This window comes from Treponema sp. B152, assembly GCF_024181665.1.
Taxonomy (GTDB): Bacteria; Spirochaetota; Spirochaetia; order Treponematales; family Treponemataceae; genus Treponema_B; species Treponema_B denticola.
The window spans coordinates 2,304,343-2,331,072 of record NZ_CP058668.1 but is presented as its reverse complement, the minus strand read 5'-3'; the positions used below and the strand labels follow the sequence as shown (position 1 = coordinate 2,331,072).

At 36.9% G+C, this 26,730-nt stretch carries 24 protein-coding genes; 11 read left to right on the top strand and 13 right to left on the bottom strand.

Annotated elements, in window-relative coordinates:
- Entirely contained in the window at window positions 1-1,104 is a 1,104-nt protein-coding gene (locus HYB91_RS10955) for an alpha/beta hydrolase (protein ID WP_002676715.1), read from the bottom strand.
- A 19-nt stretch (window positions 1,105-1,123) separates the two neighbouring features.
- A complete protein-coding gene (locus HYB91_RS10950) occupies window positions 1,124-1,981 on the bottom strand; it encodes an aldo/keto reductase (protein WP_002676716.1) in 858 nt (285 codons plus the stop codon).
- A gap of 115 nt (window positions 1,982-2,096) precedes the next feature.
- On the opposite strand from HYB91_RS10950, the gene HYB91_RS10945 reads away from it, so the two are divergent.
- Window positions 2,097-2,963: a LysR family transcriptional regulator gene (locus HYB91_RS10945; RefSeq protein WP_002676718.1), complete on the top strand. Its 867-nt coding sequence runs from the start codon at window positions 2,097-2,099 to the stop codon at window positions 2,961-2,963.
- A gap of 76 nt (window positions 2,964-3,039) precedes the next feature.
- On the opposite strand, the gene HYB91_RS10940 is transcribed toward HYB91_RS10945, so the two are convergent.
- From HYB91_RS10940 to HYB91_RS10920, 5 genes are all read right to left on the bottom strand, one after another.
- On the bottom strand, window positions 3,040-3,519 hold the full coding sequence (locus HYB91_RS10940) for a cyclophilin-like fold protein (protein WP_002676719.1): 480 nt from the start codon (window positions 3,517-3,519) through the stop codon (window positions 3,040-3,042).
- A gap of 11 nt (window positions 3,520-3,530) precedes the next feature.
- Entirely contained in the window at window positions 3,531-4,166 is a 636-nt protein-coding gene (locus HYB91_RS10935) for a flavodoxin family protein (RefSeq protein ID WP_002666240.1), read from the bottom strand.
- Between the two features lie 39 nt (window positions 4,167-4,205).
- The gene (locus tag HYB91_RS10930) at window positions 4,206-5,057 is read right to left on the bottom strand and encodes an alpha/beta hydrolase (protein ID WP_002676720.1); all 852 of its coding nucleotides are present in this window, start codon (window positions 5,055-5,057) and stop codon (window positions 4,206-4,208) included.
- A 253-nt stretch (window positions 5,058-5,310) separates the two neighbouring features.
- Entirely contained in the window at window positions 5,311-7,218 is a 1,908-nt protein-coding gene (locus HYB91_RS10925; protein WP_002676721.1) for an ABC transporter ATP-binding protein, read from the bottom strand.
- Window position 7,219: 1 nt separating this feature from the next.
- A complete protein-coding gene (locus HYB91_RS10920) occupies window positions 7,220-8,962 on the bottom strand; it encodes an ABC transporter ATP-binding protein (protein WP_253719522.1) in 1,743 nt (580 codons plus the stop codon).
- Between the two features lie 178 nt (window positions 8,963-9,140).
- On the opposite strand from HYB91_RS10920, the gene HYB91_RS10915 reads away from it, so the two are divergent.
- On the top strand, window positions 9,141-10,514 hold the full coding sequence (locus HYB91_RS10915; RefSeq protein WP_253719521.1) for a sodium/glutamate symporter: 1,374 nt from the start codon (window positions 9,141-9,143) through the stop codon (window positions 10,512-10,514).
- Window positions 10,515-10,602: 88 nt separating this feature from the next.
- Here HYB91_RS10915 and HYB91_RS10910 read toward each other — a convergent pair whose 3' ends face one another.
- Complete coding sequence (locus tag HYB91_RS10910) at window positions 10,603-12,546, bottom strand: IdeS/Mac family cysteine endopeptidase (RefSeq protein WP_253719520.1); 1,944 nt, start codon at window positions 12,544-12,546, stop codon at window positions 10,603-10,605.
- 122 nt (window positions 12,547-12,668) lie between these two features.
- On the opposite strand from HYB91_RS10910, the gene murD reads away from it, so the two are divergent.
- The 4 genes from murD to HYB91_RS10890 all read left to right on the top strand — a co-directional run bounded on the left by murD (window position 12,669) and on the right by HYB91_RS10890 (window position 16,684).
- Window positions 12,669-14,117 carry a UDP-N-acetylmuramoyl-L-alanine--D-glutamate ligase gene (gene murD / locus HYB91_RS10905; RefSeq protein ID WP_253719519.1) on the top strand — a complete coding sequence of 483 codons (1,449 nt, stop codon included), beginning with the start codon at window positions 12,669-12,671 and terminating at the stop codon, window positions 14,115-14,117.
- Between the two features lie 68 nt (window positions 14,118-14,185).
- The gene (locus HYB91_RS10900) at window positions 14,186-14,428 is read left to right on the top strand and encodes a hypothetical protein (protein WP_253719518.1); all 243 of its coding nucleotides are present in this window, start codon (window positions 14,186-14,188) and stop codon (window positions 14,426-14,428) included.
- The gene (locus tag HYB91_RS10895) at window positions 14,425-14,823 is read left to right on the top strand and encodes a type II toxin-antitoxin system VapC family toxin (protein WP_253719517.1); all 399 of its coding nucleotides are present in this window, start codon (window positions 14,425-14,427) and stop codon (window positions 14,821-14,823) included. Before HYB91_RS10900 ends, HYB91_RS10895 begins: the two co-directional genes overlap by 4 nt.
- A 13-nt stretch (window positions 14,824-14,836) precedes the next feature.
- Window positions 14,837-16,684: an alpha/beta hydrolase family protein gene (locus tag HYB91_RS10890; RefSeq protein WP_253719516.1), complete on the top strand. Its 1,848-nt coding sequence runs from the start codon at window positions 14,837-14,839 to the stop codon at window positions 16,682-16,684.
- 47 nt (window positions 16,685-16,731) lie between these two features.
- Here the strand turns inward: HYB91_RS10890 and HYB91_RS10885 are convergent, their stop codons facing one another.
- Genes HYB91_RS10885 through HYB91_RS10865 form a run of 5 tightly spaced genes read right to left on the bottom strand, consistent with a single transcriptional unit; the run spans window position 16,732 to window position 23,679 of the window.
- Window positions 16,732-18,276: an ATP-binding cassette domain-containing protein gene (locus tag HYB91_RS10885; protein ID WP_002676732.1), complete on the bottom strand. Its 1,545-nt coding sequence runs from the start codon at window positions 18,274-18,276 to the stop codon at window positions 16,732-16,734.
- Window positions 18,251-19,822, bottom strand: coding sequence for an ATP-binding cassette domain-containing protein (locus tag HYB91_RS10880; protein WP_002676734.1), 1,572 nt, complete (start codon window positions 19,820-19,822; stop codon window positions 18,251-18,253). Before HYB91_RS10880 ends, HYB91_RS10885 begins: the two co-directional genes overlap by 26 nt.
- Complete coding sequence (locus HYB91_RS10875) at window positions 19,807-21,090, bottom strand: glycosyltransferase family 4 protein (protein ID WP_002676736.1); 1,284 nt, start codon at window positions 21,088-21,090, stop codon at window positions 19,807-19,809. Before HYB91_RS10875 ends, HYB91_RS10880 begins: the two co-directional genes overlap by 16 nt.
- Window positions 21,087-22,037 carry an ABC transporter ATP-binding protein gene (locus tag HYB91_RS10870; protein WP_002676737.1) on the bottom strand — a complete coding sequence of 317 codons (951 nt, stop codon included), beginning with the start codon at window positions 22,035-22,037 and terminating at the stop codon, window positions 21,087-21,089. The genes HYB91_RS10875 and HYB91_RS10870 overlap by 4 nt, the downstream gene beginning before the upstream one ends.
- A gap of 22 nt (window positions 22,038-22,059) precedes the next feature.
- Entirely contained in the window at window positions 22,060-23,679 is a 1,620-nt protein-coding gene (locus tag HYB91_RS10865) for an ABC transporter permease (RefSeq protein ID WP_002676739.1), read from the bottom strand.
- 350 nt (window positions 23,680-24,029) lie between these two features.
- On the opposite strand from HYB91_RS10865, the gene HYB91_RS10860 reads away from it, so the two are divergent.
- From HYB91_RS10860 to HYB91_RS10840, 5 genes are read left to right on the top strand one after another with little or no spacing between them, the layout of a single operon-like run.
- Entirely contained in the window at window positions 24,030-24,431 is a 402-nt protein-coding gene (locus tag HYB91_RS10860; RefSeq protein WP_002676741.1) for a hypothetical protein, read from the top strand.
- An 11-nt stretch (window positions 24,432-24,442) separates the two neighbouring features.
- The gene (locus HYB91_RS10855; protein WP_002676742.1) at window positions 24,443-24,850 is read left to right on the top strand and encodes a hypothetical protein; all 408 of its coding nucleotides are present in this window, start codon (window positions 24,443-24,445) and stop codon (window positions 24,848-24,850) included.
- A gap of 16 nt (window positions 24,851-24,866) precedes the next feature.
- A complete protein-coding gene (locus tag HYB91_RS10850) occupies window positions 24,867-25,409 on the top strand; it encodes a hypothetical protein (RefSeq protein WP_044909788.1) in 543 nt (180 codons plus the stop codon).
- 10 nt (window positions 25,410-25,419) lie between these two features.
- Window positions 25,420-25,872, top strand: a complete 453-nt coding sequence (locus HYB91_RS10845) for a zinc ribbon domain-containing protein (protein WP_252508179.1) — start codon at window positions 25,420-25,422, stop codon at window positions 25,870-25,872.
- Between the two features lie 11 nt (window positions 25,873-25,883).
- Window positions 25,884-26,729 (top strand): hypothetical protein, encoded by an 846-nt coding sequence (locus HYB91_RS10840; RefSeq protein WP_002676745.1) that lies wholly within the window; start codon window positions 25,884-25,886, stop codon window positions 26,727-26,729.
- The last annotated feature ends 1 nt before the right edge of the window (window position 26,730 follow it).

Genomic DNA, 26,730 nt, shown 5'->3' with positions numbered 1-26,730 from the left:
TTATTTAACATTCCTTGTTTTCAACCATGTTTCAACATGATCTGCAATTTCTTTGTTATTCAATTCTTGGAACAGAAAGTGACTATTACCGGTGATACCTACTTTCGGAAGGTCGATAACTGTTGCGTCTCCGCCTTGTGCTCGATAGCTTTCCGCAAATGAATAGCACATCCTACGCATCATCTGCCACATTCCGGTCGCTTGAATCTTAGAATCACCGTTATCAATATAGTCGCCGAAATAGAATGCTACCGATATTTTTTTAGAAAGCACTGCTTTAAAATCTTCGCTGTCTGTTCCTGGTGCTCCACCCGGTTCAACTGCGACAATTGCAGCAATATGATCGGTGTATTTTGCTGCCGTCCATCCCGGTCCGCCACCTTGGGAATGTGTTACTAAAATTGATTTTTTATCTGTCATTGCAAAGACCCTGTCAATCGTTGCGGCTACAGCTTTTGCAACCATTTCGTTATCAAAGTCAGCCCCCATATCCGATTTCATACCGGTATCGGGTGTCATCTGCCGGAAAAACTGATCCACCGATGCATCATCGTTCGGAAATTGAGACCCTGTATTGACTACAGAGCGTCCGTTTTCCCATCGACCGATTCTAAACTGTGTATACCACCTCTGATCCAATGTCTTTGTGCTGATGGTTCCGCCGACCGAACTCTGTCCCGCTTCACCCCGGCGCGGTTCATCAATTAAAAAAATACTGTGTCCTTTTTTCAAAAAAAGATTGCTCCAGCCTTCACGCCCGTCCGGTGTTGTCATCCAACCCATACGGGACTGTCCATAACCGTGTAAGAACACCATCGGAAGTTCTGTTTCCACCGCCGGAATTTGATACAATACATTTGCGTGATCCGCATGTGTTGTTTGTCCAGATCCGCTTGCCTCCCATTGATTTTCAGGGTTGAACACTCCTGCTGAACGCACCACGATTCCGCCTGAGGAAAACATCCCCTGCTTTGCAATCACAAGATTGTTGTGATTTGTTGTTGCACATCCTGTTAATGATAGTAACAACCCGGCCGATAACAGCACTCCGCACAGGGTACATTTTAGAATAAGCGCATGACCTGTTTTCTTTGTTCTATTCATTATCATCACCTCCTATAAATTAATTCTTTTTACGCTCTTCTACCATCTTTACAAACCATTCTACCATATTCGGGTCAGTGTGGGAGAAGAATGAACTTTCCGCCTTATCCAGTGCGGTTATTCGTTGCATATCTTGATCGCTCAAACGGAAATCGAATACCGCAATATTTTCTGCCATACGTTCCACCCGCGCCGATTTTGCAAGTACGACAATATTCCGCTGCAAAAGCCACCGCAACATTACCTGCGCAGTCGTCTTACCATATACTGCACCTATTTCTTTCAGTACCGGATTTTCAAAAAGACCGCCCCGCCCCTCACCGAACGGCGCCCATGCTTCATGAACAATATTGTACTTCTCCATCCATTTATGCGCTTCAATTTGCTGATGAAGAGGATGTGTTTCTACTTGATTCACCATAGGACGAATCCGGGAAAACGAAGCTATATCCACCAAACGGTCAGGATAAAAATTCGACACCCCGATTGCTCTTATTTTACCTTCGTCATATAAATCTTCCAATGCTCGCCACGCACCGTAGTAGTCGTTAAAAGGTTGATGCAGCAGCATAAGATCGATATAGGCAAGCTGCATCTTTTCAAGCGATTTAAGGACGGATGCCCGACAGGCATCATAGCCGTAGTGTTCAATCCACACCTTGCTCGTAATAAACAAGTCTGTCCTTGCAACGCCCGACTTTTTCACCGCGGCACCGACACCTTCTTCATTAAAGTACGATTGCGCCGTATCGATAGAGCGGTATCCTGCCCGTATTGCATCGAGTACGCAGCGCTCCGTTTCTTTTGCATCGATTTGATACACTCCGAAACCCAACACCGGCATCTTTACGCCGTTTGATAAAGTTGTGTAATCCATACATACTCCTTGTAATATTATATCTGTTTATAGTATAACAACTAACCGGAAATTTGTACAATAAAACTTTTGCAAAGCGCTATATCATAAACGCATACTGTGGTATACTACCAATATGGAACTTTATCAGTTGCGGCAGCTTATTGCCTTTTCGGAATATGGAACGCTTTCCAAAGCAGCGGAAATGATACATACCTCTCAGCCTGCATTAAGCCGTTCAATGCAGAATTTGGAGAGAGAACTTGGTGTGCCGCTTTTTGCCCGTACTAAAAACCGCATCGAACTTACCGAGACAGGAATGCTTGCAGCTCGGTATGCTCAAGCTGTGGTTTCTGCTCATAATGATATGGTTCAGGCCGTCCGAGAAGCAGACCGCAGATTGCGCAGTTTTTCTTTAGGTTCAATTGCTCCGGCGCCTATGTGGAAATTGACACCGACCGTGTCAAAACTTTTTATCGATAAAACGATACTGAGCGATTTAAAGGAAACAGAGGCAGATCTTATCCACGGACTTAATGACGGAACATATAATATGATTATTCTGCTCCATCCGATTGAAGAAATAAAGCCTGACGGAACTCCGAAGTATATATGTAAACCGTTTATTAGAGAAGAACTTTTCGTACTCTTACCGATTTCGCATCGGCTTGCAAACCGAAAAACATTGCAGTTGAAAGACCTTAGAGGAGAAAAAATACTGATACACAATAAAATCGGATTTTGGTATTCAGTCTGTAAACGGAAAATTCCTGATGCAGTATTTTTGGAACAAAGTGAGCTTTCCGCTCTCCGCGAAATTGTGTACGCCAGCGAATTGCCGTCATTTAGAACCAATATTACCAATGCTTACGATGGTGTCCCGCAGGGTAAAGTTGCCGTCCCCTTATCCGATCCGGAAGTAAATGTGCAATTTTGGTGTGTATGTTTAGCTGAAAGAAAGCGAGAATATACAGACTTTTTTAAACTTATTGAGAGCAGTTGATGAGATTAACCATTTGGTGGAAAGTACAATCGTAAGGGAACCTCAAAAAACTTACGTTTTTTGAGGTTCCCTTTAGCTATTCCGCATTTTCCAGTATTACAGTAATATTTCCGGTGCCTAGCACCTTTTTTAACTCGGCTTTGGTTATGCCTTCCAGTTTTCCGAGTAGGGTAAAGTTCCATGAGTTTTTGTCATAGTAAATAACGAATGATTTTCCCTGATATAAAATCAGATCGCCCGCATCCGTATTGGTTTGTTTGTCGTTGCGAGGAAGGCTTATCGGAAGATCGCCTACTTTTTCGAAATTACCGTAGTCATGCATTTCGATGGTAATTGCACCCTTTTGCAGCAATTCAACCAGAGCACGAGAGGAAGAATTATCATACAAAGAAGCTGCCAGCGTTTTGCCGTTTGCTGTAATGGTTATTTTCATTGTTTTAGCTCCTGTGGTATCTGTTTTTGCGGCTTGTTCATTTTTATCACTGTCCGTATCGAGTGCGCAGGCAGTAATAAGACAGAAAACGATAAAGATCATACTTATAAGTTTTTTTATCATAGCTTAAAAACTTATTCCCCTAATTTTTTACCGAGCTGAAAGGCATTTTCCAAATCGATTGGAAAACATTCTTCGCGTGATTTTCTCTTTTTATCTTCACTAAAACTTGCCATATCGAACTTTGAATAATCGCTTACTTGCAGTGTATTATAACATGGATACAAGGTAACATTGCCATTCAATGATTTAAATTCATTTGCATAATTTCCAAATTTTTCCTTATACAGTTTATCGTAAAAATCTTTTGTCGCATTCATTGTTAAAAACAGCACAACATTAACCTTTCCTTTGAAATAATTGCTATAGTCATCATAAGAAAGTGAACAAAAATGCAAGCGTTCCATAAATGCAAAATAGTGACTAGTAGGTCTTCCTAAATATATAGGAGTTCCGATAAAGAGTGCGTCTGCCGAAAAAACTTTTTCTATTATTGGAGAAAGGTCATCTTTCCAATAACATCGGCATCTTTCAACTCCTTTTCTTTTGCACAACATGCAGCTTCTGCATCCCGTAAAATTCAAATCATATAAATCGATATATTCAACTTCCGCACCGGCAGTTTGAGCGCCTCTCATCGCCGATTTAAGTATTTGTGCAGTATTCCAATTCTTTCTTGGGCTTGCATTTAATAGCAGTATCTTTTTCATAAATTCTCACATAAAATATTATATTTGAAAAGGTAATTTTTACCTACCCTGAGACCTTTTCTCGGCGATTATACTCTGTACAAATTTTACCGCATCTTCCGCTGCTTTCTGCATCATGTCTCCGTAAAAGACGTGCTTTGCTCCGTCAAGCTTTATGAGCTTTGCGTCGGTGAAGGTCTTAATCGCCCGTTCCGAATATGACAGCGGTACAAGCGAGTCTGCTGTTCCGTGAATGATGAGCGTTTTGCCTAAATACCGGGGCATCAACGTATAAATATCAAATGACAGTACATCCTTATTATAAATGCGCCCTATGGTTTTTCCCAGCAGCTTCATTGTGTCGGGAATCCGCTCCGGATCGGGAGTGCGCCGCCGAACGTAATCATGCAGCACAAAAGCAGGATATAATAAAACCAAGCCCGCTACATCGGCGGGGCGCAGTGCGGCAATATAAGTTGAAACAAATCCGCCTTGGCTTTCTCCGAATAAAAAGATTTGTTCAGGCTTAAAACGCGAGTCGGCTTTTAAGTTATCGAGAATGACCGTCAAATCTTCGGCCTCGGTAAGCACCGACATTTCCGTCATTTTTCCGTCGCTTTTGATATGATTGCCGCCGCCGATAAAGTCAAAAATGTATGCAGCAATTCCATGTTCCGCAAAAGCCGCTGCATAGCCTTTAACACCGCCATGGTTTCCGCCGAATCCGTGCGAAAGAATGACTAAGGGTACTGGCGATACACTATCGGGAAGAAAAAGCTTTCCGTATATTTTCATACCGTTTCTCTGAAAGCTTTGTTCTTCGACTTTAAAGGCGGGCGCCGTCTTTGTTTGTGCCGCGGCGATTATTCCAATAAATAAAATAGCTGCCGATAAAAGCATGATTTTTTTCATATTTTATCCTCCGTTTTGCTAAAACTGATATTTTTCCACGTTCAAATTAAAAGTGCAGGCGTATCTTTGATACGTTGAGAACACTTTTTTGCCGTACGACGCAGTAGATGCCTCGCCTTTTCTGTAAACCTTTTGAAAATAGACGATGCAGATGCTAGGAGCGTACAAAAAACGCCCGCAGGCGTACTTTTTGTACGTCGAGGACTGTTTTTTGTTAAGCGACAACGCAGATGCGCCGTATATTTTCAAAAGATCATTCGAGTTCAAAAGCTCCCGTGTATAGTCGGTAGTATACTCCCTTCTTTGCGATGAGGCTTTCGTGTGTGCCGCGCTCGATAATTTCACCGTGATCCAAGACCATGATAACGTCGGAATTCATAACAGTGGAAAGACGGTGAGCGATGACGAAAACGGTTCGGCCTTCCATCAGGCTATCCATACCTTTTTGGATAAGTGCTTCGGTTCGGGTGTCGATTGAGGATGTCGCTTCGTCCAAAATCATGACGGGCGGGTCGGAGACTGCGGCGCGGGCGATGGACAATAGCTGCCTCTGCCCTTGTGAAAGAGAGTTTTTATTTCCTTCAATAACCGTGTCATAACCATGTGGAAGCATTGTAATAAAATTGTGAGCATTGGCAAGTTTCGCCGCTTCGATACATTGTTCGTCGGTAGCATCCAAGTTGCCGAAACGGATATTTTCCATAATGGTGCCGGTAAATAAATTTACTTCTTGCAATACGATACCGAGAGAACGCCGCAGGTCTTCTTTCTTTATATGGGTAATCGGTATTCCGTCATAGGTGATAGTTCCTTTGTTAATATCATAAAAGCGGTTGATCAAATTGGTAATAGTTGTTTTGCCCGCACCTGTTGCCCCGACAAATGCGACCTTCTGTCCCCGCTCTGCAAAGAGGTTTATGTCTTTTAAAACTTTTTTATCGGGCGAGTAACCGAAATCGACATGCTCAAAAATCACCTTACCGGTAAGCCTTGTTAATGTAATGCTGCCGTCCTCGTGCATTTCCTTCCAAGCCCATACCCCGGTGTGCTCCGCAGCTTCGGTCAGTGTACCTGCTTCTTCCCGTGCATTTACGAGAGTAACGGTACCGGCATCCTCTTCGGGTTCTTCGTCCATCAGAGCAAAAATCCGCGATGCCCCTGCAACGGCATTGATAACCGAATTGAGCTGATTGGAAAGCTGAGAAATAGGATTGGTAAAATTCCTCGACAATGTTAAAAACGAAGCGATAGTACCGAGTGTCAGCGTATTGATACCGGCGATAGTCGGATTAGGTATTTTTGCAATTGCGAACCACGCTCCGACAAGGGCGACAATCACATATTGAAAATAGCCGAGTGCATTCATAAAGGGCATGATGATATTCGCATAGGAGTTTGCCTTTGAGGCGCTTTCCTGCCATGCGGCATTTTTTTCATGAAACTCGGCTTTTACCGCTTCTTCGCGGCAAAACACTTTAATTACCTTTTGTCCGTTAATCATTTCTTCAATATAGCCGTTCAGCTGCCCAAGCGTTTCCTGTTGCCGTACAAAATAAAAACCGCTTTTTTTTGCGACAAACTTAATCACCTTCAAAATAGAAAAGATAGAAGCGACAACGATAATCGTAAGATACACGCTCTGATACAGCATTGCAAAGAACACGGCGATAATCGTACACATGGAAGAAACCAGCTGCGGCATTGACTGCGTAATCATCTGCCGTAGCGTATCGGTATCATTGGTATAGCGGCTCATAATATCTCCGTGAGTATGTGTGTCAAAATACCGGAGAGGGAAGCGCTGCATCTTAGAGAACATTTCATCTCGAATCTGCTTGAGAGTCCGCTGTGCAACCTTAATCATCAAGCGGTTATAAATCCACGAACAGAGAACACCGGTGCCGTAAATCGCCGCCATAAAGATGAGAGCCCGTAAAAGTCCGGTAAACGCCGGAGTGCTTTGCGCAAGAAGCGGCATAATATACCGGTCAATCAATACTTGCAGGAACAAAGCTGCTGATGCGGTTGCTCCTGCGCTTAATAAAATACAGACCGTAACAACCGCAAGAACGGTTTTATATTGTTTAAGGTAGGAAAGAAGCCGTTTGACGGCCGGCATGGAAAGCTTCATTTCCGGTTTTGCTGTGCTAGTAGGTTTCATATTATTCATGTCCTTTTTGTTGAGTTTCAAAGACTTCTTTATAGATGGCGCTTGTCTGCAGCAGTTCGTCATGCGTGCCTACCGCAGTAATTGAACCCTTATCGAATACGAGAATTTTATCCGCATGCTGCACGGAAGAAATCCGCTGTGCAATAATAATCTTTGTTGTTTCCGGAAGGAACTCTTTAAATGATTTTTGAATCAGAGCATCCGTCTTGGTGTCCACCGCACTGGTGGAATCATCGAGGATTAAAATCTTAGGTCTTTTTAAAAGAGCCCGCGCAATACAGAGCCTCTGTTTTTGTCCGCCCGAAACATTTGTTCCGCCCTGCTCAATATGGGAATCATAAGCATCCGGCATTGCTTCGACAAATTCGGAAGCACAAGCAAGGCGGCAGGCTTCGGCAATTTCTTCATCGCTTGCGTGTTCATTGCCCCACTTCAAATTATCTTTCACCGTACCTGAGAATAATTCGTTTTTCTGTAAAACCATGGCAACCGCATCCCGCAGAGTTTTTACATCATAGTCTTTTACATTTACGCCGCCGACGCTGACCGAACCGGAAGTAACATCGTACAATCGGGGAATGAGCTGCACAAAAGAAGTCTTGGAAGAACCGGTGCCTCCGATAATTCCAACCGTTTCTCCCGAATCGATTGAAATGTTTGCATTGGTAATAACTTTTTTATCCGCATCGGCACTATACATAAAATCGGCATCGGTAAAGCATATACTTCCGTCCTTTACCTCCATCACAGGATGTTCAGGGTTTTGAATGGTAGAGCGTTCATTTAAAATTTCGGCAATGCGCTCCGCAGATGAGCGGGAAATCGTGATCATCACAAAGACCATGGAGAACATCATCAAGCTCATCATAATCTGTGTTGCATACGAAAAAAGAGCCATCAGCGATCCTGTGGTTAAGCCCTGTGCCGCATTGTTTCCGCTTGCAACAATCTCCTTCGCGCCGAACCATGAAATCAAAATCATACAGGTATAAATACATAGCTGCGCCATCGGCATCATCAGAGTGATATACCTCTCCCCCTTTGAAAATCCTCGGTAAATCGATTCCGAAATTTTTTCAAACTTTTCAATTTCGTACTGCTGCCGGTTAAAGGACTTTACCGCCCGTACTCCGCGCACATTTTCCTGCACAACATTGTTGAGCTTATCGTAGGTCTTAAAAACCCCTCTAAAGATGGGATGCACTTTGCTGATAATCAAAAAGATGCCGAGTCCCAGAAGCGGAATCATGCAGAGGAATATCATGGAAATTTTAGGACTGATTCTAAACGATGCGATCATCGCAAAAATCATCATACCGGGAGCGCGCACAGCGAGCTTTACAAGCATCTGATAAGAATTGAGAACATTCGTTACATCGGTTGTAAGCCGTGTTATAATAGAAGAAGTTGAAAATTTGTCGATATTGGAAAAAGAAAATGTTTGAACATTAGAGTACATATCTTGCCTAAGGTTTGCAGCAAATCCTGCCGAAGCCTTTGCCGCTGTAATCGACGAAAATACACCTGTCAGCAATTGAATAATTGCAAAGATTAACAGCGCAGCTCCGTACTTGAACACGGTTCCCATTGCACCGAGCTCAATTCCAAAATCGATTAAATACGCCATACAGGAAGGGATAATAATTTCAAATACAACCTCCGTGATTGTCAGCAGCACTGCGAGCACGGACATCCGTTTATATTCCCGAAGGCTTTTTGATAAGGTTTTCAGCATAAATATTATCCTTTAATAAAACCATATTATACTACTATTTATTCCGAAAAGCAATCGGTTTTTCTAAAGCCGCCGAAGATAAAGATTTTGTATCGATAGATTGACATCTTCATATAAAAAGCCTATACTCACTCTTGCATCCCGAATTGCGTTAGACGCACGCAAAAGGAGAGGAGTTATGGTAATTCATATGAATATGTACCAGTCGCTCGGCTTTGCAATCGCTTGGTTGCTTGTCGGACGATTCATTAAGGCGAAGTTTGAGTTTTTTCAAAAGTATTGTATACCTGCCCCGATAGTGGGCGGCTTTTTGTTTGCGCTGATTTCGTTAGCACTTCACGTAACAAGGGTACTCGACTTCGAATTTGACACAACCCTGCAAACCTATTGGATGGTGATGTTTTTTACCTCTGTGGGTTATAATGCAGGGTTTTCGATTTTAAGAGACGGCGGGAAAAAAGTTTTTATCTTTTTGGCTGTAGCTATCGTTTTTGCTGTTTTGCAAAACGTTGTAGCTCAAGGAGCCGCAAGGCTTATAAACTTTAGTCCGATGCTCGCCGTCATGCTGGGTTCAACATCCTTTACAGGGGGGTTCGGTACAGCGGCCTCCTTTGCACCGATTGTTGATCCGGAAAACACTCTGGGAGCCTTATCCCTCGCAGTAGCCGTTCCCACCTTCGGCTCTTTGATAAGCTCCATCTTAGGCGGTCCTGTCGGAAACCGTCTGATAAAAAAATACGGCTTACAGCCTTCAAATGCCGATGAAAGCGTAAGAATTGATGAATCGGGAAACATAATAAAAACAAAAAAAGTTGTTAAGAAAGTAGAAGCGGTTCATCCGAGCTTTATAAAGCGGCTCTTCTTTAATCCTACAAAGGGCAGGGAAGAGGGTCAAGAAGTCGTAACGGTTCAGGAAGAAGTTATTCATGAAGCCTCGGCAAAAGGTGAAGTAGATAACTCGACAACCAGTTCTGAAAAGCATCTTAGCAGTGAAAAGCTTTTAATGTCATTTATGCTTTTAGTTCTGGCCTCAGGTTTTGGTCTTTTTGTTACCAATCATCTTAATTCGTTGTCGCCCAAATTTAAATTCCCCATTTATATAGGGGCGATGATTTGTGCCGCCATTATAAGAAACATTGCAGATACCTCAAAAAAATTCAAGGTAAGTATGGATGAAATTGATGCACTCGGAAATATTTCTTTGAATATGTTTTTGGCTTTAGCTCTTGTTTCGCTAAAACTTTGGCAGCTGGTAAGTTTGGCTATCCCTCTGATGATTATTTTAAGCGCTCAAATCGTTCTTTTGTATTTGTATACACGCTTTGTTACCTTTAAGGTTATGGGCGGAGATTACGATGCTGCGGTCATCACAGCGGGACACATAGGTTTCGGTTTTGCCGCAACCCCTAACGCCATGGCTAATATGGGCTCTATATGCGAAAAATACGGCTATTCAAAGATAGCCTTCTTTGTCGTTCCTATAGTCGGCTCCTTATTTATTGATTTTTTCAATATAATGATAATTGGTATTACCATAGGCTTGGTCGACTAAAATTAGGCCGGCAGTTCGGTCTTTTGTTATAGAGGGTATCTAACAACCTTATAAACAAAAGACCGGCCCCAAGCCCTTTATTGTCGGCTTACTGATGTGCCTCAAGCCACTTTTTCCACTGGGCTTCGCCCTTGTCCAGGGTGGTAAGGCCATCAATATAGATGTTTTCAGGTTTGCTTAACGCATAATTGAACATATATGTTCTGTTTTTTTCAGCTTCTTCATATATATTGCCTTTGTATCTAACGCCGAATGGATAGAGGACAGCTTCCGGTAAGTTTGATTCGGCAATATAGAGACAGATAATATTATTATCTTCGTCATAGGCTGCGCCCCAACACGTTACGGCATGTTGGTATGGCCTGTTACCTTTAGAACCCTGCCAAAAAATTCCTATTGCCCGTTTGTTATCAAGGGCTTTATTCATAAGCTGTTCAAATTCTTTTTTTGTTTCACATCGCTCAATATTAATAGGGCTTGTATCATGCGTGAAAACATCATTGAATAGCCCGGGATAGATTGAACCTAGATTTTTTTGACCGTCTCTTTTATACAGGTACCACGTCAGCCCGTCTTCTATGTAACCACCTCGGGCATTGTTATGGGAATATGCTCTAAAGATATTGGCTATATTGCTTTTTTTGCCTTCATCTTCATCCTGCAAGCCTCGGATATAATCATGCTTATATAAAGGCCGTTTCCACTCTTCAATGGCAGCTTTTTGCTTATACTGCTCAATATAGTCTTTATTTTGTTCAAACCACCAGTGCAGCATATTGGAAGCGGTTTTTGCCCAGCATTGGCTAATATCTTTCCCTTGTATTTGTTCATTTCTTATACCGTTTATCACGAAATAATTACTTGGAAATTGCCCTTGTACATACAACTTGTCTAATTTCCGTACATTGTAAAATTTTGTGTTGGCAGTTTCTTTCCATTTGAACACGAACGAATCCGTAAAATATTCCTCTGTCTCAATACCGTTGTTTTTTATTTTCATCCTTACTTTTTGATCTTCAGTAGGAGCTCCTATTCCGTCGACCCATTTGTAATGCACAACGGGATTCTCATTCTTTTTTTGAATAATGTTTACGGTCAAATCTGTTTTGCCATCTGCATTTTTTACATAGGAGTTTGTCTTTTTATCCCAAAACTTTATATATGCACGCCTGTCCCATACGGTTTTATTTTTGAGGCAGGTAAATGAAATTACGTCCTTATTCGGATTCTCGCGTGAACTGATTGCCGGCGATCCCGAAACCCATGGCAAGGTACTTGATGTAAAGCGCGGTTCATAATCCAATTTGCCTCCTATCGTTTGCACTTCAAATGTGTATGTACCGGCAGCACTTTCGGGCATAACGGCTGTTTTCCCTTCATATCTAATTTCCGGCTTCTTTTTAATTTCAATTGTAACCGTTTTGGCTACCGAGGGAGTGGAGGCTGAACGAATAGTAATAGCTGCATTGCCTTCTTTTGTTGCCTTCATCGTACCTAATTCCGTATTGGTAACGGATATCACATCTGATGTCATCGTGGTGTATTCGAGCTTTCTATTCGTCGCTTCGTCTGGTTTTGCCTTTGCTTTGAATATATAGACATCGCCGATGAACAAAAAGGCTGGCGGTTCTTCTTCAAATTCGATATTTGTAACGGGAATCGGTTCCGGTGTTACGATAACGTCTATCGTTTTTTTTACGCCGTTTGACGCCTCGATTGTGATGATCGTGCGCCCTTCTTTTTTTGCCGTAATCAAACCGGTGTTGTCGATGGAAGCGATGTCTCCATGTTTTGAAGAATATATTAGTGCTTTATTTGTCGCCTTTTCAGGTATGATTTTCACGGTTATGGTCTGTGCCGTGTTTTTTTCAAGAGAAAATTCGCTTTTATTCGGTGAAAGAATAATGTTTTTAACGGGGATTTCACCGGATTTCTCTTTTTCGGTTTTTGTTAAAAGATTGTTTTTACAAGATAGCAGCAAAAAAAACGCTGCAACAGCCGCAAATCCTATTAATTTGTGTTTTTTTATCATAAAATAATCTCCAATAAACCTAAAAAATACATTATTTTGCATATATAGTCAAGGGATCAGTGGGAATATTTTTTGCCCCCCCTCATCTGGTACTTCCTAAAATTTTTTGTTATAATGATGATATGCAAATAAGCTTAGAAAATATAAAGAATGAAAAAGTAACCGTTATGGGACTTGGTCTAAATGGGGGCGGGCTTGCAACTGCTCAATTTTTTGCCCGATATGGAGCCGAGGTTACGGTAACGGATTTAAAAACTTCGGAAGAGCTAAGGCCGTCAATCGAAAAACTTTCTGCTTTTAAGAATATTCGATTTGTGTTGGGTGAACATAGAATAGAGGATTTTAAAGAAGCCGATCTTGTCATCAAAAATCCCGGCGTAAAACTTGAAGGAAATGTTTTTTTAGAAGCCGCAAAACAAATAGAGTCGGATGTTTCGGTTTTTCTTTCTCTTTCAAAGGCTCCGATTTTGGCGGTAACGGGAAGCAAGGGCAAGTCCTCTACGGTAAGCGCTCTTTATTACGGGCTTAAAAAGTTAGGATACAATGCTTTTTTGGGCGGGAATATTACGGTAAGCCCTTTAAGTTTTTTTGAAGAAACCTCTTGCGATACGCCTGTGGTTCTGGAGCTTTCCAGCTGGCAGCTTGCCGATTTGAAAAATAAAAAACTGCTTAAGCCTAAGATTGCGATTATTACGCCCATAATGCCCGACCACTTAAACTGGTACGGCACAATGGAAAAATATGTTGCCGATAAAAAAATAATCTATGAAAATATGGATGAAGCGGATTATCTAATCTGTAATTTTGATGACGGCTGGGGGAAAATTTTTGCAGAAGAAACAAGAGCAAATGTTTTTTGGTACAGTGAAAAAAAGCCGGCTAAAAAATATCGAGGTGTTTTTTTTAATAAGAACCAAGAAGGCCTTTGCAATTTAAGTGATGGAGAAAGGCTTTTACTTTCAAAGGATGCAAAAGTTCCCGGGCTTAAACTTAAACAAAATGTCTTGAATGCAGGTCTTGCTCTTCTGCTTTATCAAAAAATTCATAAGCCTGAAAATTTAAAAGGCAACGACATCTTAAAAGATAATAACATCAAAGAGCAATCGGAATTTATCCGTAAATTTATGGACGAGTATTCGGGGATTGAACATCGATTGGAATTCTTTTATGAAAAAAACGGAATAAAATTTTATAATGATACGGCCGCTACAATTCCCGAAGCATCTGCCGCCGCCTTAGAAGCCTTTGATAAGCCTCCCGTCTTAATTTGCGGCGGAACAAATAAAAACTTAAATTTTATTCCGCTTGCCGAAAAAGCAAATCTTGCCAAAAGCCTATATCTTCTTGCAGGAACGGGAACAGACCTTTTAATTCCTCTTCTTAAAGAAAAGTCTATTGAATATAATGGCCCCTTTGACAGCTTGGATTCTCTTTTGCTTTCGTTAAAAGAAAATGCAGAAAAAGGCGATGTCGTAATTCTATCGCCGGGTGCAGCCTCTTTCGGCATGTTTAAAAATGAATTCGACCGCGGAAATAAATTTAAAGAAAAGGTAAAAGAAATATTTTGCTGATAGAATTTGATATTTTTATAGATTGCCCTATATATATAAATATGGTATAATGTAGAGCAGGAGGGATTATGCCTATACTTCAAGTACATGATTTACCAGATGAAATTTATTCACAAATATATCTCCTTGCACAAAAAGAGCATAGAACTATAGGGCAACAAACGATTTTAATGTTACAAGATAGTATTGATAAAAGGATAGGGAATAAAAGTAAAAGACAACTTGTTTTAAAAAAAATGGAAGACCTTAACATTGAAGCTGATCAACTTCCGAACCCTGTAGTACTGCTGCGTGAGGATAGAGAACGTTGATTTTAATTCTTGATGCCAGTGCCGCAATTGAAATTGCTTTAAACATGAAAAATGCAGAAGTTTTTAAAAATTCTTGTATGGACGCGGATATAATACTTGCTCCGGATATTTACCCTTCTGAAATAACAAATGTTTTTTGGAAGTATAGAGTTTTTTCTAATTTGGATTTAATAAAATGTGAAAAAGGAATTGAATATTGTATAGCTTTAATAGATGATTTTGTAGATACGAGATCTTTATGTAATGAGGTATACGCAGAAGCGGTAAAATACAAACACCCTGCTTATGATATTTTTTATCTCATTGCTGCAAGAAGAAATAATGCCAAACTACTGACTTGTGATAAGAAATTAAAAAAGATAGCTATAGAAATGGGTGTAAAACTAATAGCTTAAAAAAGGTTTTATTATGAAAATAAAAAGAAAATTGATTTTATGGATAACAGCTGTTGTGTTTGTTCTTTTTATTTTGCCTATGGGTATTGCTTACTTTATCTATTGTGATACTTTCGGTTTAAGATATACAACTTCTTCCTATATGAAGCGGCAGGTAGAAGAATTTGAAGGATTGAAATTAAAAAAATATTTTTTTACTTCAAATAAGGGACAAAAACTTACTGCGTATAAATACTATAAAGAAGACAGCGGTTATAAGAGGCTTATAATAATAGCTCACGGATTCGGGGGCGGCGGGCATAACTCCTATATGGATGTTGCAGATTATTTGGCAGGAAGCGGGTATTTGGTGTTTTCTTATGATGCTACAGGAAATGATGAAAGTGAAGGAAGCGGAGTCGGAGGCTTGCCTCAGGGGATTATCGACCTTGACTATGCAATCAGGTTTGTAAAAGAAAATGAAGAATTTAAAAATTTACCGATTATGCTTTTCGGACACAGTTGGGGCGGCTATTCTGTTGGAAGTGTTTTAAATTTACATAAGGACATAGCGGCGGTTGTGACAGTTTCGGGTTTTAACTCTTCGATCGGTATGATAAAAGATAATGGAGGAGACTTTATCGGGAAATGGATTAACTTTTTTATGCCATATTTTTCGTTGATAGAAAAAATAAAATTCGGGAAATATGCAAATTATTCTTGCATAAAGGGATTCGAAAATTCCGATACAAAAATAATGGTTATTCACAGTTCTGATGATGATACCGTTTCTTTTGAAAATAATTATAAACGGTTTTATAAAAAATTCGGAAACAATAGCCGATTCACTTTTATCGAGTATGATAATAGAGGACATAGTTATTTGTATTATACTGACGAAGCTAGAAGTTACGGTAAAAAACTCAGCGAAGATTTTACAAGTTTTAAAAAATCTTTACAAGTAGAAATTACACCTGAAATACGAGCCGAGTATTTTAAAAAACATCTGGACAAAAAACAATTTTTTGAAGTTGATAAAGGTCTAATGGAAAAAATAGTTTTGTTTTATGATGAGAGTTCTGCAGAAAAGGCCTTTACCAAAGATTATGATTGGAACAGATATAAAAAAAATAAACAAATTCTTGACGAGGTTTTTGAATTTATACGAAAAAAATCTTTAACAGAAAATGATATTAAGGAATTATTAAAAGAAGAAAAAATTAAACCTGTCAATTTAGGCTTTAATATTTCAAAAGCTTCGTTTTCAAAAAACGGAGCTGATACAGGATTTCGCATTGATTATTTTTTATATAAAAACGAAGGATATAAAATAAATATTAAGATTGACAATTTTGTAAAAGAAAGATTATCTGCTTTGTTTAAAAAAGATAAAAATATTGAAGCAGAATTTAATAATTTTTTTATTCGCAATCCTATAGATAATTCTTATTCTTATACGTTTGTTGATAATGATATTGAGAAAAAATATTTATATGATAAAAATACTTTAGTTGGAAAACCGAATAAATTGAACTTACCCAAAGATTATCAGAAATACTATGCTGCTCTCTTTTATTCTGAGAATGATATAGCTTATGGTTATAATATTGGAATTACAAATGAAATTCCTTATGGCCGTGAAGCTATGAATCATCTTTTGGAATTACAAGATGTAAAAATTTTTGAAAATATATTAATAGGTGAAAATCCTGCCGGACGTATGTATGCTGCAGAAGCATTACTTAATATGTCAAAAAATATAGCAACAATAAAGAAAATTAATAATGTATTTGAAATTTTAAAAAAGGATAATACAAGCTATCTATATTGTGCAGGATGTATTGTAGAGCCTAAAACATATGAGTTTATACAAGAAAATTAGATAAGTAGTAACATTATTTCCTTAACTCTCTATCAAACTATAATATTTTAAATGCTTATCACCGCTGCATTTTTATCTTCAATTTTTTCATGTGTAACGGCAATAATAATTTTATCGGTTATTTGCATAAGATTGTGCTCTATTTTTTTGTAAATTTCGCGTTCGACATTTTTAAAAGGTTCATCCAAGATGATAACGCTTTTTGATAAATCAAGGTTTCGGGCAAGGTTAAGCCTTCTGGTTTCACCGCCCGAAATACTTTTTTCATCTAAGCTGCCTTTTTCATGTAAAGTATTTGCAAGGGTAAATGCACAGACAAGGTCGAGCTCTTTTTGTTTTTCTTCAACGGAAGTAAAAAGGTTTTCTTCGATAGATCCATTGATAATAAAATTTTCTTGCGGAATATATGAAATTTCACCGATAAGTTCATCTTCAGTATAGGAATTGATATCTTTACCGTTAATAAAAATCGAATTATCAGGGGCAGGTAATTCTTTTGTAATAAGTTTTATTAGAGTAGACTTTCCTTTTCCGCTTTCAGCCTGCAAATAGTAAAACCCGTTTTTTAGTGATATGTTAAAATCGGTAAAGACAGGATTATCTCCATAAGAAAAATTAAGATTTTTTATCTCTATTGAAGTAAGGGGTTGTGTAGCTATTTTAGTTTCTGAAAGATGATTTTTAACTTCAAAATATTTTTTGTCTAAAATTAAAAGACCTGAACGGATCGAAATGACATTATAGAATAAATTTTCAAAGCTGCTTGAAATAAGTGCATTTAAACCCAGCACAGCAGCAAGCGAGCCGAGCGTTGTTTTTCCTTTCAAAATAAAATAGAATAAAAAGATAATCATCAAAACGGTTATAAGAATGCTGGGGAAATTCACGATATCCAAAAGCAGATCCCTGTTTGCGCTATATTTATATCGGTAGTTTTCATAATTTTCAAATTCTTTTTTTGTACGTTGCACAAAATATTTTTTTGCGCGGTTAATAAAAATCGTAAAATGTCCCGTTAAAATATCTTGAATATAATTATAATAACCCGACCTTTTTTCTATAAATGTATTTGAGAGTTCATCAAGTTTAGGATCAATTTTTTTAAACATTAAAAATGAAAAAGCCATTGAAACAAAACAAAAAATAATAAACGGCGGAAAAATAAAGTACATCGTTACAAGACCGAATATAATTGCATTTATATTATAGAGAGCATCCATTAGATTACAAATTGCTTCAGATGAAAAATAATCACAAGAGTTTATAAAAAGTTCATAGTATTTTGTTTTGTCCTGATAATGTTCAATTCTATTTTCAAAAGCCATATAATTTGCGATATTGTTTCTAAGTGCCAATCTGCAATCTTTTCGCAGTTTAGTTTCGGCTAAGTTTTCTATAAATAGTACCAGAGCTGCAAAAAAGCCGAATGCGGCAAATAGCAAAACATATTCAATCTTTCCATTTCCTTCAATAGTTTTATCAATAGTAATTTGTAAAATTTTTGATGAATAGGTATTTAAAAAGGCTGTTATTGCAACAAGTACAAAGGTTATACCAAATAGAAATTTATTTTTCTTTAACAGTTTTAACATTTAATTTTCCTCCCTCCAGATTAAATATATAATCAAATTTTGCAGTGTCAATTTCACGATGAGAAATTTCAATATATGTTAACTCTTTATCATCCAAAAATTTGTTTTGAATAAATTTATAATTTTCAAAGTCAAGACCTGCAAAAGTTTCATCCATAATTATATTTTTATATGAACCTGCAAAAACACGAGCTAAGGCGGTGCGTTCTTTTTCCCCTCCCGATATTTGCATTCCGTCAGTATCTAATGCGGTTATATCGTTATCGTAAAACTTTTCAAGTCGTGCAAATTCATAAGGTTCTTTTTGTTTTTTATCTCCAAAGAAAATATTATCCTCAATCGATGTTTTAAAAAGATGAAAGTTTTGATTAATAAAATAAAACGGCGGATATTCGTTATCTGAAATTAGTTTATCGTTAAAATATACTTTACCGGTATCGGGTTTTAGTAAATTCAATATAAGTTTTATCAAGGTAGACTTTCCACTGCCGCTTTTTCCCGTTAATAATATTTTATCGCCCTTGTTGATTTGTAAATTTATATTTTTTAAAACGGGGATGCTCTCTCTGTTTTTTGTATTATACGAAAAAGAAACATCGCTCAAATTAAGTGTTTGAAACTCCTCTGCCGATAAAATTTTATTTCTTTTACTTTTTATAATTCCGTCTATTTTTTCTTTACTTGTTTTCCCGTAACGGACTTCAATAAAAAGATTAAGCAGTTCTTCAAGTTTTTGAGAGAAAATGTTCATATATAAGATTGTAGAGCTCAACATACCGATTGTTATTTTGTTTTTTGTAAACAAAAAAATTGCAAATGCTAAACCGGCTACCGCTAAACACATTGAAGTTAAAATCATTATCCATTCAAAACCCGTTTTTTTAATTTCTATTTTGCAGCTTTGATTTTCGAATTTATTATTTGCGCTTACTTGACGGGTAAAAAGCAGATTCCTTTTTCCGTTTAGAATATAAAAAGGCAGCCCTCTTTGATTTTCGCTTGTTTTGGCGTTATATTCTTCTTGCAGAGTAATTTCTTGAGAAGAGATTTTGTCAATGTGAGGCTCAATGATTTTTGTAACTAATTTACCGATTATAAAAGACGAGAGCATAATAATCGGTAAACTAAAATGGAATGATACCAAAACAAAGACCGTCAACAAAATTCCTACAAAACTTGAAGCGATATTAATGCGTCCAAGTAAATATGAGGTTTGTATTTTAGGTATTTGATCTTTAAATGCGGTAAAATAATAATCCGTTTCATGTTCTAAAAAATCTTCAGGAGGAATGTCAAAAATAGCGTCTGAAAGATTTTGGCTATAAAGAAGGGCAAATTTCTTGCGTATAAAAAATACACCTCGTTGACATAGGTGATGAATGACTACAAAAAGGATTTCAAGCAGAGCATAGAATATAATGAGTTTAATTTTTTCCGGAGAAGGATCGTTTGTAAATTTATCGATAGCGAACCCAAAAAAATACAAAATACCTGTTGAGGCTGCCGTCTGGATGGTTTTAAGAATAAAAATTAATATGAAGTACATTTAATCTCCTCTTCAACCCTATCGATAATGCTGTCCCAAGAATGTTTTTTTATTTCTGCGGCGACAGGGGAATAAAAATCTTTTTGGGATTTAAGTCTTTCCATTTGAAGCATGATTTTTTCGGCAAGGGCTTCGACAAAGGCCGGCTTATCTTCTTCGTATGCCTTGTCCACATCGTAAATGCGAGGAAGTTTGACAAATTCGATAATGCCGCTTGTGTTGATTTTTTCGCCGAGGAGGTTTATAAGTCCTTCAATTTCTGTCGTAACTGTAAAAAGGCCGCAGGCTAAGGCTTCAACGGCGACAAGGCCTAATGCTTCATAGTATGAGGGCAAAATAAAAATATCGTTTTGCTTTAAGATTTTGCACATACATATTTGAGATGAAGCATTTACTATTTTTAAATTTTCGCTGAAGCCGGCATTTTTTAAAAGAATATTTTTTTGTTCTTCGGTTGTATTTCCTATGAGAGTCAATTCCGTATTAGGATATTTTTTTAAAATAAGCGGAAGGGTTTTTGAAAGTTCAAATACCCCCTTTGAATCGGATATCTTTCCTGCATAGCAAAGCCTGAATGTTCCGTCAAAGATATGTCTATCCTTATCGTTAAAAATATCCGGGTTAAAGCCTCCTCCTGCCAATTTAATTTTTTCAAGGTTTGCCGAAAAAATAGTTTGCACTTCGGCAATATCCTTAGGGCTTACGGTAAAATATAAATCGAGCTTGTCCAAGTTTTGTATGTATTGTGTTTTTATCCAAGGATTTTTTTTAATCTGCCTTATATCCGTACCGTGACTTATACCTATTATTTTTTTGCCGGAAAATATTTTTTTTACCAAAGAGGTTAAAATAAAAAGATGATGACTTATAATGACATCGGGATTGAATTCTTCTTTTGCACGGAGAAGAGTTTTTTCAAAAACCGAAATCCATTTTTGATACATCTCATCGTTCATTTCGGAATAGACGGTTGAGGTATAGGGCATTATGTCGCTCATGCCTGCAATCGGGAAAGGGATGTCTGCATTAAAAACAGTTTTTTCTTCCTGCTCATAATCGGATAAAAATTTGATGGGATATTCTTTTACGCTTCCCTGTAATTTATCGGGTAAAGATTCATTAAAAATTTTTTCGGCAAAGGGAAGCTGTGTGCCGTAAAGAACAGCGTTTTCATATCCTTTTTTTATCATTCCTTCGACGAGGGTGCTAAAATAAACCCCGCTTCCTGTTTTCATCGGTAATTGTGCAAGGCAGTGAAGTATCTTCAATTTAAACTCTCCCTATTGTATTTGATGTAAACTCTTTCATCTTTTTTGTAATTGCAGTCATTGTTTAAAACAATAGCTTTTAATTCTTTTTCTTTAGTTTTAAGAAATAGTTCTATTATTTCACCCTTAAAAATAATATTGTTAATTTGGGCTTCTTCAAAATCTTCCGTATCTTCTTCCGGTAAAGATTTAAATACTTTTATCTTTTCCGGTCTTATATATGAATTTTCTATTTTATTGTTTGCACCGATAAAGTCAAGAGCAAATTCGTTTGCAGGTTGATTATAAAGAGATTCGGCCGTTCCTTCCTGAATAATTTCTCCATTATTCATCAAAATAATTTTGTCGGCAATTTCAAATGCTTCACTTTGATCATGGGTAACAAAAATTGTAGTGATATTAAATTCTTTTTGAATTTGTTTTATTTCTTTACGCATATTGATTCTAAGTTTTGCATCCAAGTTGCTTAAAGGTTCGTCCAACAAAAGAAGTTTGGGCCTTATAATCAAACTGCGTGCAAGAGCAACTCTCTGCTGTTCTCCGCCTGAAAGTTCGCTTATATGTTTTTTTTCATAACCCGATAAGCCCATAGTTTTTATCATCTTCATTCCGGCTTCAACTCGTTCAGCCTTAGGCATCTTTTTAAATTTTAAACCGTAAATAATATTCGATAAAACATTCATGTGAGGAAAAAGTCCATAGGATTGAAAAACGGTAGAAACATTTCTATTTTCAGGCGAATCATTTGTAATTTCTTTGCTGTCAAGAATTATTTTCCCGCTGTCCGGTTTTAAAAATCCTCCTATCGATTTTAATACCGTGCTTTTTCCGCAGCCGGACGGTCCTAAAAGACAGAGGAGCTTTCCTTTTTCAAGGTTAAAGCTTATATTTTTTACCGCATTTTTTTCTTTATATGTTTTTGTTAGGTTTGTTAATTCCAAATACATAAAACCTCCGGCCTTTTAAAAATTATTTTTTCTTTAAAACTAAAAAGTAAATTAAATTTACAATTAAACAAATTATAATTATAAGCAAGGCAATTACGGAACCTATTTCATAATAACCGCTTTGAATTACATCGAACATAACAAGGGTTAAAACTTTTTGACTCGGGTATACTAAGAAAATAATTGAACCTATTGTAGTCATCGTCGTTGTAAATCCGTTGATAAAAGAAACGCCCAAAGCATTTTTACTTAAAGGAATAACTGCATCGGTGATTTCATTTATTCTTTTACCGCCTAAATCTCTGATTGAATTTAAAGTGTCGATATTGATTTCTTCCATTGCCGCATTCCCTATCTTTGTAGAAAATGGCAGCTGTTTAAATAGTATATTTAAAACAACTATTGCTGCCGTTCCTGTAAGCATTAATGGTTTTGAATTAAAGGCCAATAAATAACCGAGCCCGAAAAAAGTTCCCGGAATTATATAGGGAAGAGTCGCAGCAAAATCTACGGCCTGCATTATCTTTATTTTTCTTATTTGTTTATAATAAGCGATAAGCAAACCGATTATGCTGCCTCCGCCTGCAGCGATAAGACTGTAGACTATGCTCCTTATAACCGTGCTTGTAATATGGTCTCTTGTTTCTAAAATATTTGCAAAGGTGAAAATCATTTTTCCCTTTTTCATTTTTGTAAATGCAGACAATATAATAGAAGAATATTGAATGCTTATCCATAATAAAAAGAAAACGGCAATTATGCTTATAAGATAAAAAAGAATTCCCTGTCTTTTTATTTCAATCTCCGAGGAGGCCGTACCGTGTGAAGAGATGGAAATATTTTTAAAACTTTTTTGATAAAGAATAAAAATAATAATTGCAGGAATTAAAAGAAGCACATTTATTGCGGAAGCCTTACCTAAGTTGCCTTGAGCTATTACCGCAAAATAGCTTTCTGTTGCAAGCACATTAAAAGAGCCTCCTATGATTGCGGGAGTTCCGAAATCCGACAAACTTCGCAAAAAAGTTAAGAGCATAACCGATTTGATTGCAGGAAAAAGAAAAGGAAGAATTATATCGATAATCAGACGGTTCGTCTTTGCTCCGAGATTGCGGGCACTGTCCAATTGAGACCTATCCAAATTATTTAAAAAACCAATTAAAATTAAAGCCGCTAAAGAAAAATTACTTAAAGACTGCATCAGCACAATGCCGGTAATTCCGTACGGACTTTTTGAAATACCTAAAAGATAATAAGAAACAAGGCCCCTCCTTCCAAAGAGGTTTATATAACTGAGGGCTGTTACAAAGGGCGGGCTTATCATCGTTACAGCTAAAATTAAAAAAATCAGGCGTTTTATTTTGTTAGGCATCAGATAAGAAAACAAGGCCGTGGTTATCCCTGCGATTGCCGTTAAAACCGTCGTATAAAATCCTACCGATAAGGAATTTTTTAAAAGGTTAAGATGATTTTTAAACACATCTTCAAAAAGCTCAAAGCTAAGGCTTCCGTTTATAACAAGGCTTTCTTTAAATACATAAAAAAAAGGCATAGCTATAAATATAAAAATACTTAAAATTAAGCTTAGTATGAGGATATAGTCAATGAGGCCGTTATAATTTTTTTTAAGCTGTTGTTTCATTAAATTATCCTATAAGTCTATATTATTTTTAATAAATTTACTAGTATATGATATGGAATAAATTTTAGGTGATTGATACAGGAAACCCGTTTTACTTAGACTTGACAGATTCTAGGTTTTGGCTTAATATAAATATATGCTTGAGCAATTTTTAGATTGTTTTCAACTTTATTTTTCTCAAAACTCAAATTTGCTTACTAAAAAAGTAGAGGAAGATGTTAGCCTTGGGTTACCCCCCCCCATTTTCTCTATTAACTATAATATCTCTAACAAATAACTTTTTACATCATTGTTTTTCTCATAAAAATAATTCTATTTATAAAATTATATCTCAAGAAGGAAGGGTTAAGATGAAACAAAAAAGATCGGTTTCAATGGCTGTTGCATTAGTTTTGATAATTGGTGCAATGGTGGTGATGAGCGGATGTTCAGGTGTGAACAATAAGTTAGCAGGTATAGCTTATGCCGGAACCTATGGCGGTGAGGGTGAAAATCATTCCGGTGTTAGATATTGGGAATTCACAGTCAGTGCTTCAGGAAATTTTACAGGATGGTTTGAAATATTATCTAGCGCAAAATCGGAATGCAGCGGTAGTATAAAAGCTGATGGGAGTTTTACAGGTTCCGGCAAAACGAAATTGACTGAAACACCGTTTACCATTACAGGAAAGATAGCAAGTGATAATACGGTAACGGGTAAGGTGATGGTAAAGGGGCCAAATACAGTATCGTTTTCAGGGAATAAAAAATAATAGAAGATATTATGAATAAAAAAATATTAATATTTATTTTGATGCTGTTATTTGTATGGGGATTGGAAGCGGAAGAGTTAAAGTTTTACTCCTTTAAAGATAGAGGCTATAGCGGTTATGCAATTGCCAGTTATATGGCTTATATGCCACCGCTTGATGTAGTAGAAAAATTAGCTAAGCGTAATGAAGAATATTATAAAGAACAAAATGCCTTTATACGGTACAATAGGGGAAAGCTTTCCAAACAAGAAAGCTTTTTACTTTGGTCAGCTTTAAATGAATATGATTACGAAGAAGGCGAAATGTATGTAGTAGTTATAAAACAGGAGGATGAATACTTACATCTTTTTGTAATTATAATGGATGAGGTTAATTATGGATGCCATTTCTGGGGCGGAATTTATACAAAAAAACTATAATATTTGGAGGCCTTATATGAATTTAAAAAGAATTACATATGTGATGTTCTTAATTCTATTTAGCATTTCTCTTTTTGCCGAACAAAATTGGTGGGAAGAGGATGACTTTTCTTATACTCAAGATAAAACTAAGTATGAGCAAATATTTTCTACACGGAATGATAATAAAATTACGGAAGCTAAAATCATTGCGTTAATGAAAGAAAAAATGAATGGTTATCTTAAAAATTTATCGCATTGTGCGTATGAATGGATGATATATGATGAATCATATAAACAGCAAAACAAATGGGAGCTGCGGATAATGAAACTCTCTAAACCGAATTTTACAGGCTATGATATATGGTTTTATTTTTCTAACGGGGTGTTTTTATTAAGGTTTGCCGATGACAGATTTTTATCTACCGTATTTGAAATCGGTGCTAGTGCAAAACCGATAAATACGGATACGGAAGACAATATAGTAAATGCCTTATTAGACTGTCAATTGTCATCAAGGAAAATGTGGATAAAACACGGATTAAAACCGAAAGGATTTTTTCCGATGAAATTTGAATAGAAGGAGAAATATGATGCTTACAAAACTGCTTGTAAAATGTTATAAATATTTGATGGAAATTTTTGCATGGGCTTTTTTGATAATAGCGGGTATTATAGGAGGTACACGCGGTTATGACTATGCAAATAAAATCATCGGCAATGACGAGTTTTTATATAGTTTTTTAGGTGCCCTTAAATTTATTGTGATTGCCTTTTTAATAGAAGCTGCAATAATACCTTTTTTTGTGATAGTGTTTAAAATATATGACATATTATGCGAAAATTTACCCGCAAACGGGAAAACCGAATCTCTTACTCTGGTAGAAAGAATCAATAATACGGAGAGAAGCAATAATATAAAAATAAATAAAGATGAAACTCCAATGGTATCATGCTCTTCTTGCGGTGAAAATATAGAAGTTTCTGATAGAGTCTGTCCAAAATGCGGTAGTAAAAATGAGCTATTCGGGGTCCAATTATAGGAGGGGTAATTATGATTGTCAAAATTAATATACGAAAATTTTTATCTTTTGCAATATTTATTTTTCTCTATAGTATTGTAACGGCATCCTTATTTGCCGGTGAGAAAGTATATCTTGAGATAAAAATTAATGGAGAAGAAATCGGTAAATGGGTAGAGCTCGTATCTATTGATGAATATGACAGTAAAGGAAATTTACTGCATACTAAAGTATACGTAGATTACAGTCAGTATGAATTTATCTACGAGTATGATTCAAAAGGAAAGTTGATAAATACAATATATATTAAACCTAAACAGAATGGTGATTTGTATAAAAGTAAAATATGGTATCGCTACGATAAAAAAGGCAATAAAATTTATTCTAAAGATTCCGAAGGTAAAGAAGTTTGGTATGAGTATAACAGTAATAATAAAGAAATACATACCAAAGACTCTGACGGCAATGAAACGTGGTGCGAGTATGACAGCAAAGGAAGAATGATCTATCATAAGTTTTCCGGCGGATACGAGTACTGGTATCAGTATGACAGCAACGGTAATATAGTATATGAAAAAGATAAAAAAAATCATGAAATTTGGAATGAGTATGATAGTAACAATAATCTGATACATGAAAAACATTCCGATGGATATGAAATTTGGTTTGAATATAATATTGAATTGCGAAAAATTTCATATAGTAAAGACAGTGAGAATAATGAATCTTGGTATGAGTACGATAAATATGGGAATACACTTACTCATGTGAATAAAAGGGAAAAAGATTCTACCAATGTTTATGTTCATAAACTTGAATATCACAAGGATGGAAAGACTTTAAAAAAAGATACCTGCTATTGGTATGAAAGGAGATAAA

Coding starts and splice junctions, on each gene's coding strand:
- HYB91_RS10955 (WP_002676715.1), bottom strand. CDS start 1,104: ATGAATAGAACAAAGAAAACAGGTCATGCGCTTATTCTAAAATGTACC.
- HYB91_RS10950 (WP_002676716.1), bottom strand. CDS start 1,981: ATGGATTACACAACTTTATCAAACGGCGTAAAGATGCCGGTGTTGGGT.
- HYB91_RS10945 (WP_002676718.1), top strand. CDS start 2,097: ATGGAACTTTATCAGTTGCGGCAGCTTATTGCCTTTTCGGAATATGGA.
- HYB91_RS10940 (WP_002676719.1), bottom strand. CDS start 3,519: ATGATAAAAAAACTTATAAGTATGATCTTTATCGTTTTCTGTCTTATT.
- HYB91_RS10935 (WP_002666240.1), bottom strand. CDS start 4,166: ATGAAAAAGATACTGCTATTAAATGCAAGCCCAAGAAAGAATTGGAAT.
- HYB91_RS10930 (WP_002676720.1), bottom strand. CDS start 5,057: ATGAAAAAAATCATGCTTTTATCGGCAGCTATTTTATTTATTGGAATA.
- HYB91_RS10925 (WP_002676721.1), bottom strand. CDS start 7,218: ATGAAACCTACTAGCACAGCAAAACCGGAAATGAAGCTTTCCATGCCG.
- HYB91_RS10920 (WP_253719522.1), bottom strand. CDS start 8,962: ATGCTGAAAACCTTATCAAAAAGCCTTCGGGAATATAAACGGATGTCC.
- HYB91_RS10915 (WP_253719521.1), top strand. CDS start 9,141: ATGGTAATTCATATGAATATGTACCAGTCGCTCGGCTTTGCAATCGCT.
- HYB91_RS10910 (WP_253719520.1), bottom strand. CDS start 12,546: ATGATAAAAAAACACAAATTAATAGGATTTGCGGCTGTTGCAGCGTTT.
- murD (WP_253719519.1), top strand. CDS start 12,669: ATGCAAATAAGCTTAGAAAATATAAAGAATGAAAAAGTAACCGTTATG.
- HYB91_RS10900 (WP_253719518.1), top strand. CDS start 14,186: ATGCCTATACTTCAAGTACATGATTTACCAGATGAAATTTATTCACAA.
- HYB91_RS10890 (WP_253719516.1), top strand. CDS start 14,837: ATGAAAATAAAAAGAAAATTGATTTTATGGATAACAGCTGTTGTGTTT.
- HYB91_RS10885 (WP_002676732.1), bottom strand. CDS start 18,276: ATGTTAAAACTGTTAAAGAAAAATAAATTTCTATTTGGTATAACCTTT.
- HYB91_RS10880 (WP_002676734.1), bottom strand. CDS start 19,822: ATGTACTTCATATTAATTTTTATTCTTAAAACCATCCAGACGGCAGCC.
- HYB91_RS10870 (WP_002676737.1), bottom strand. CDS start 22,037: ATGTATTTGGAATTAACAAACCTAACAAAAACATATAAAGAAAAAAAT.
- HYB91_RS10865 (WP_002676739.1), bottom strand. CDS start 23,679: ATGAAACAACAGCTTAAAAAAAATTATAACGGCCTCATTGACTATATC.
- HYB91_RS10860 (WP_002676741.1), top strand. CDS start 24,030: ATGAAACAAAAAAGATCGGTTTCAATGGCTGTTGCATTAGTTTTGATA.
- HYB91_RS10855 (WP_002676742.1), top strand. CDS start 24,443: ATGAATAAAAAAATATTAATATTTATTTTGATGCTGTTATTTGTATGG.
- HYB91_RS10850 (WP_044909788.1), top strand. CDS start 24,867: ATGAATTTAAAAAGAATTACATATGTGATGTTCTTAATTCTATTTAGC.
- HYB91_RS10845 (WP_252508179.1), top strand. CDS start 25,420: ATGATGCTTACAAAACTGCTTGTAAAATGTTATAAATATTTGATGGAA.
- HYB91_RS10840 (WP_002676745.1), top strand. CDS start 25,884: ATGATTGTCAAAATTAATATACGAAAATTTTTATCTTTTGCAATATTT.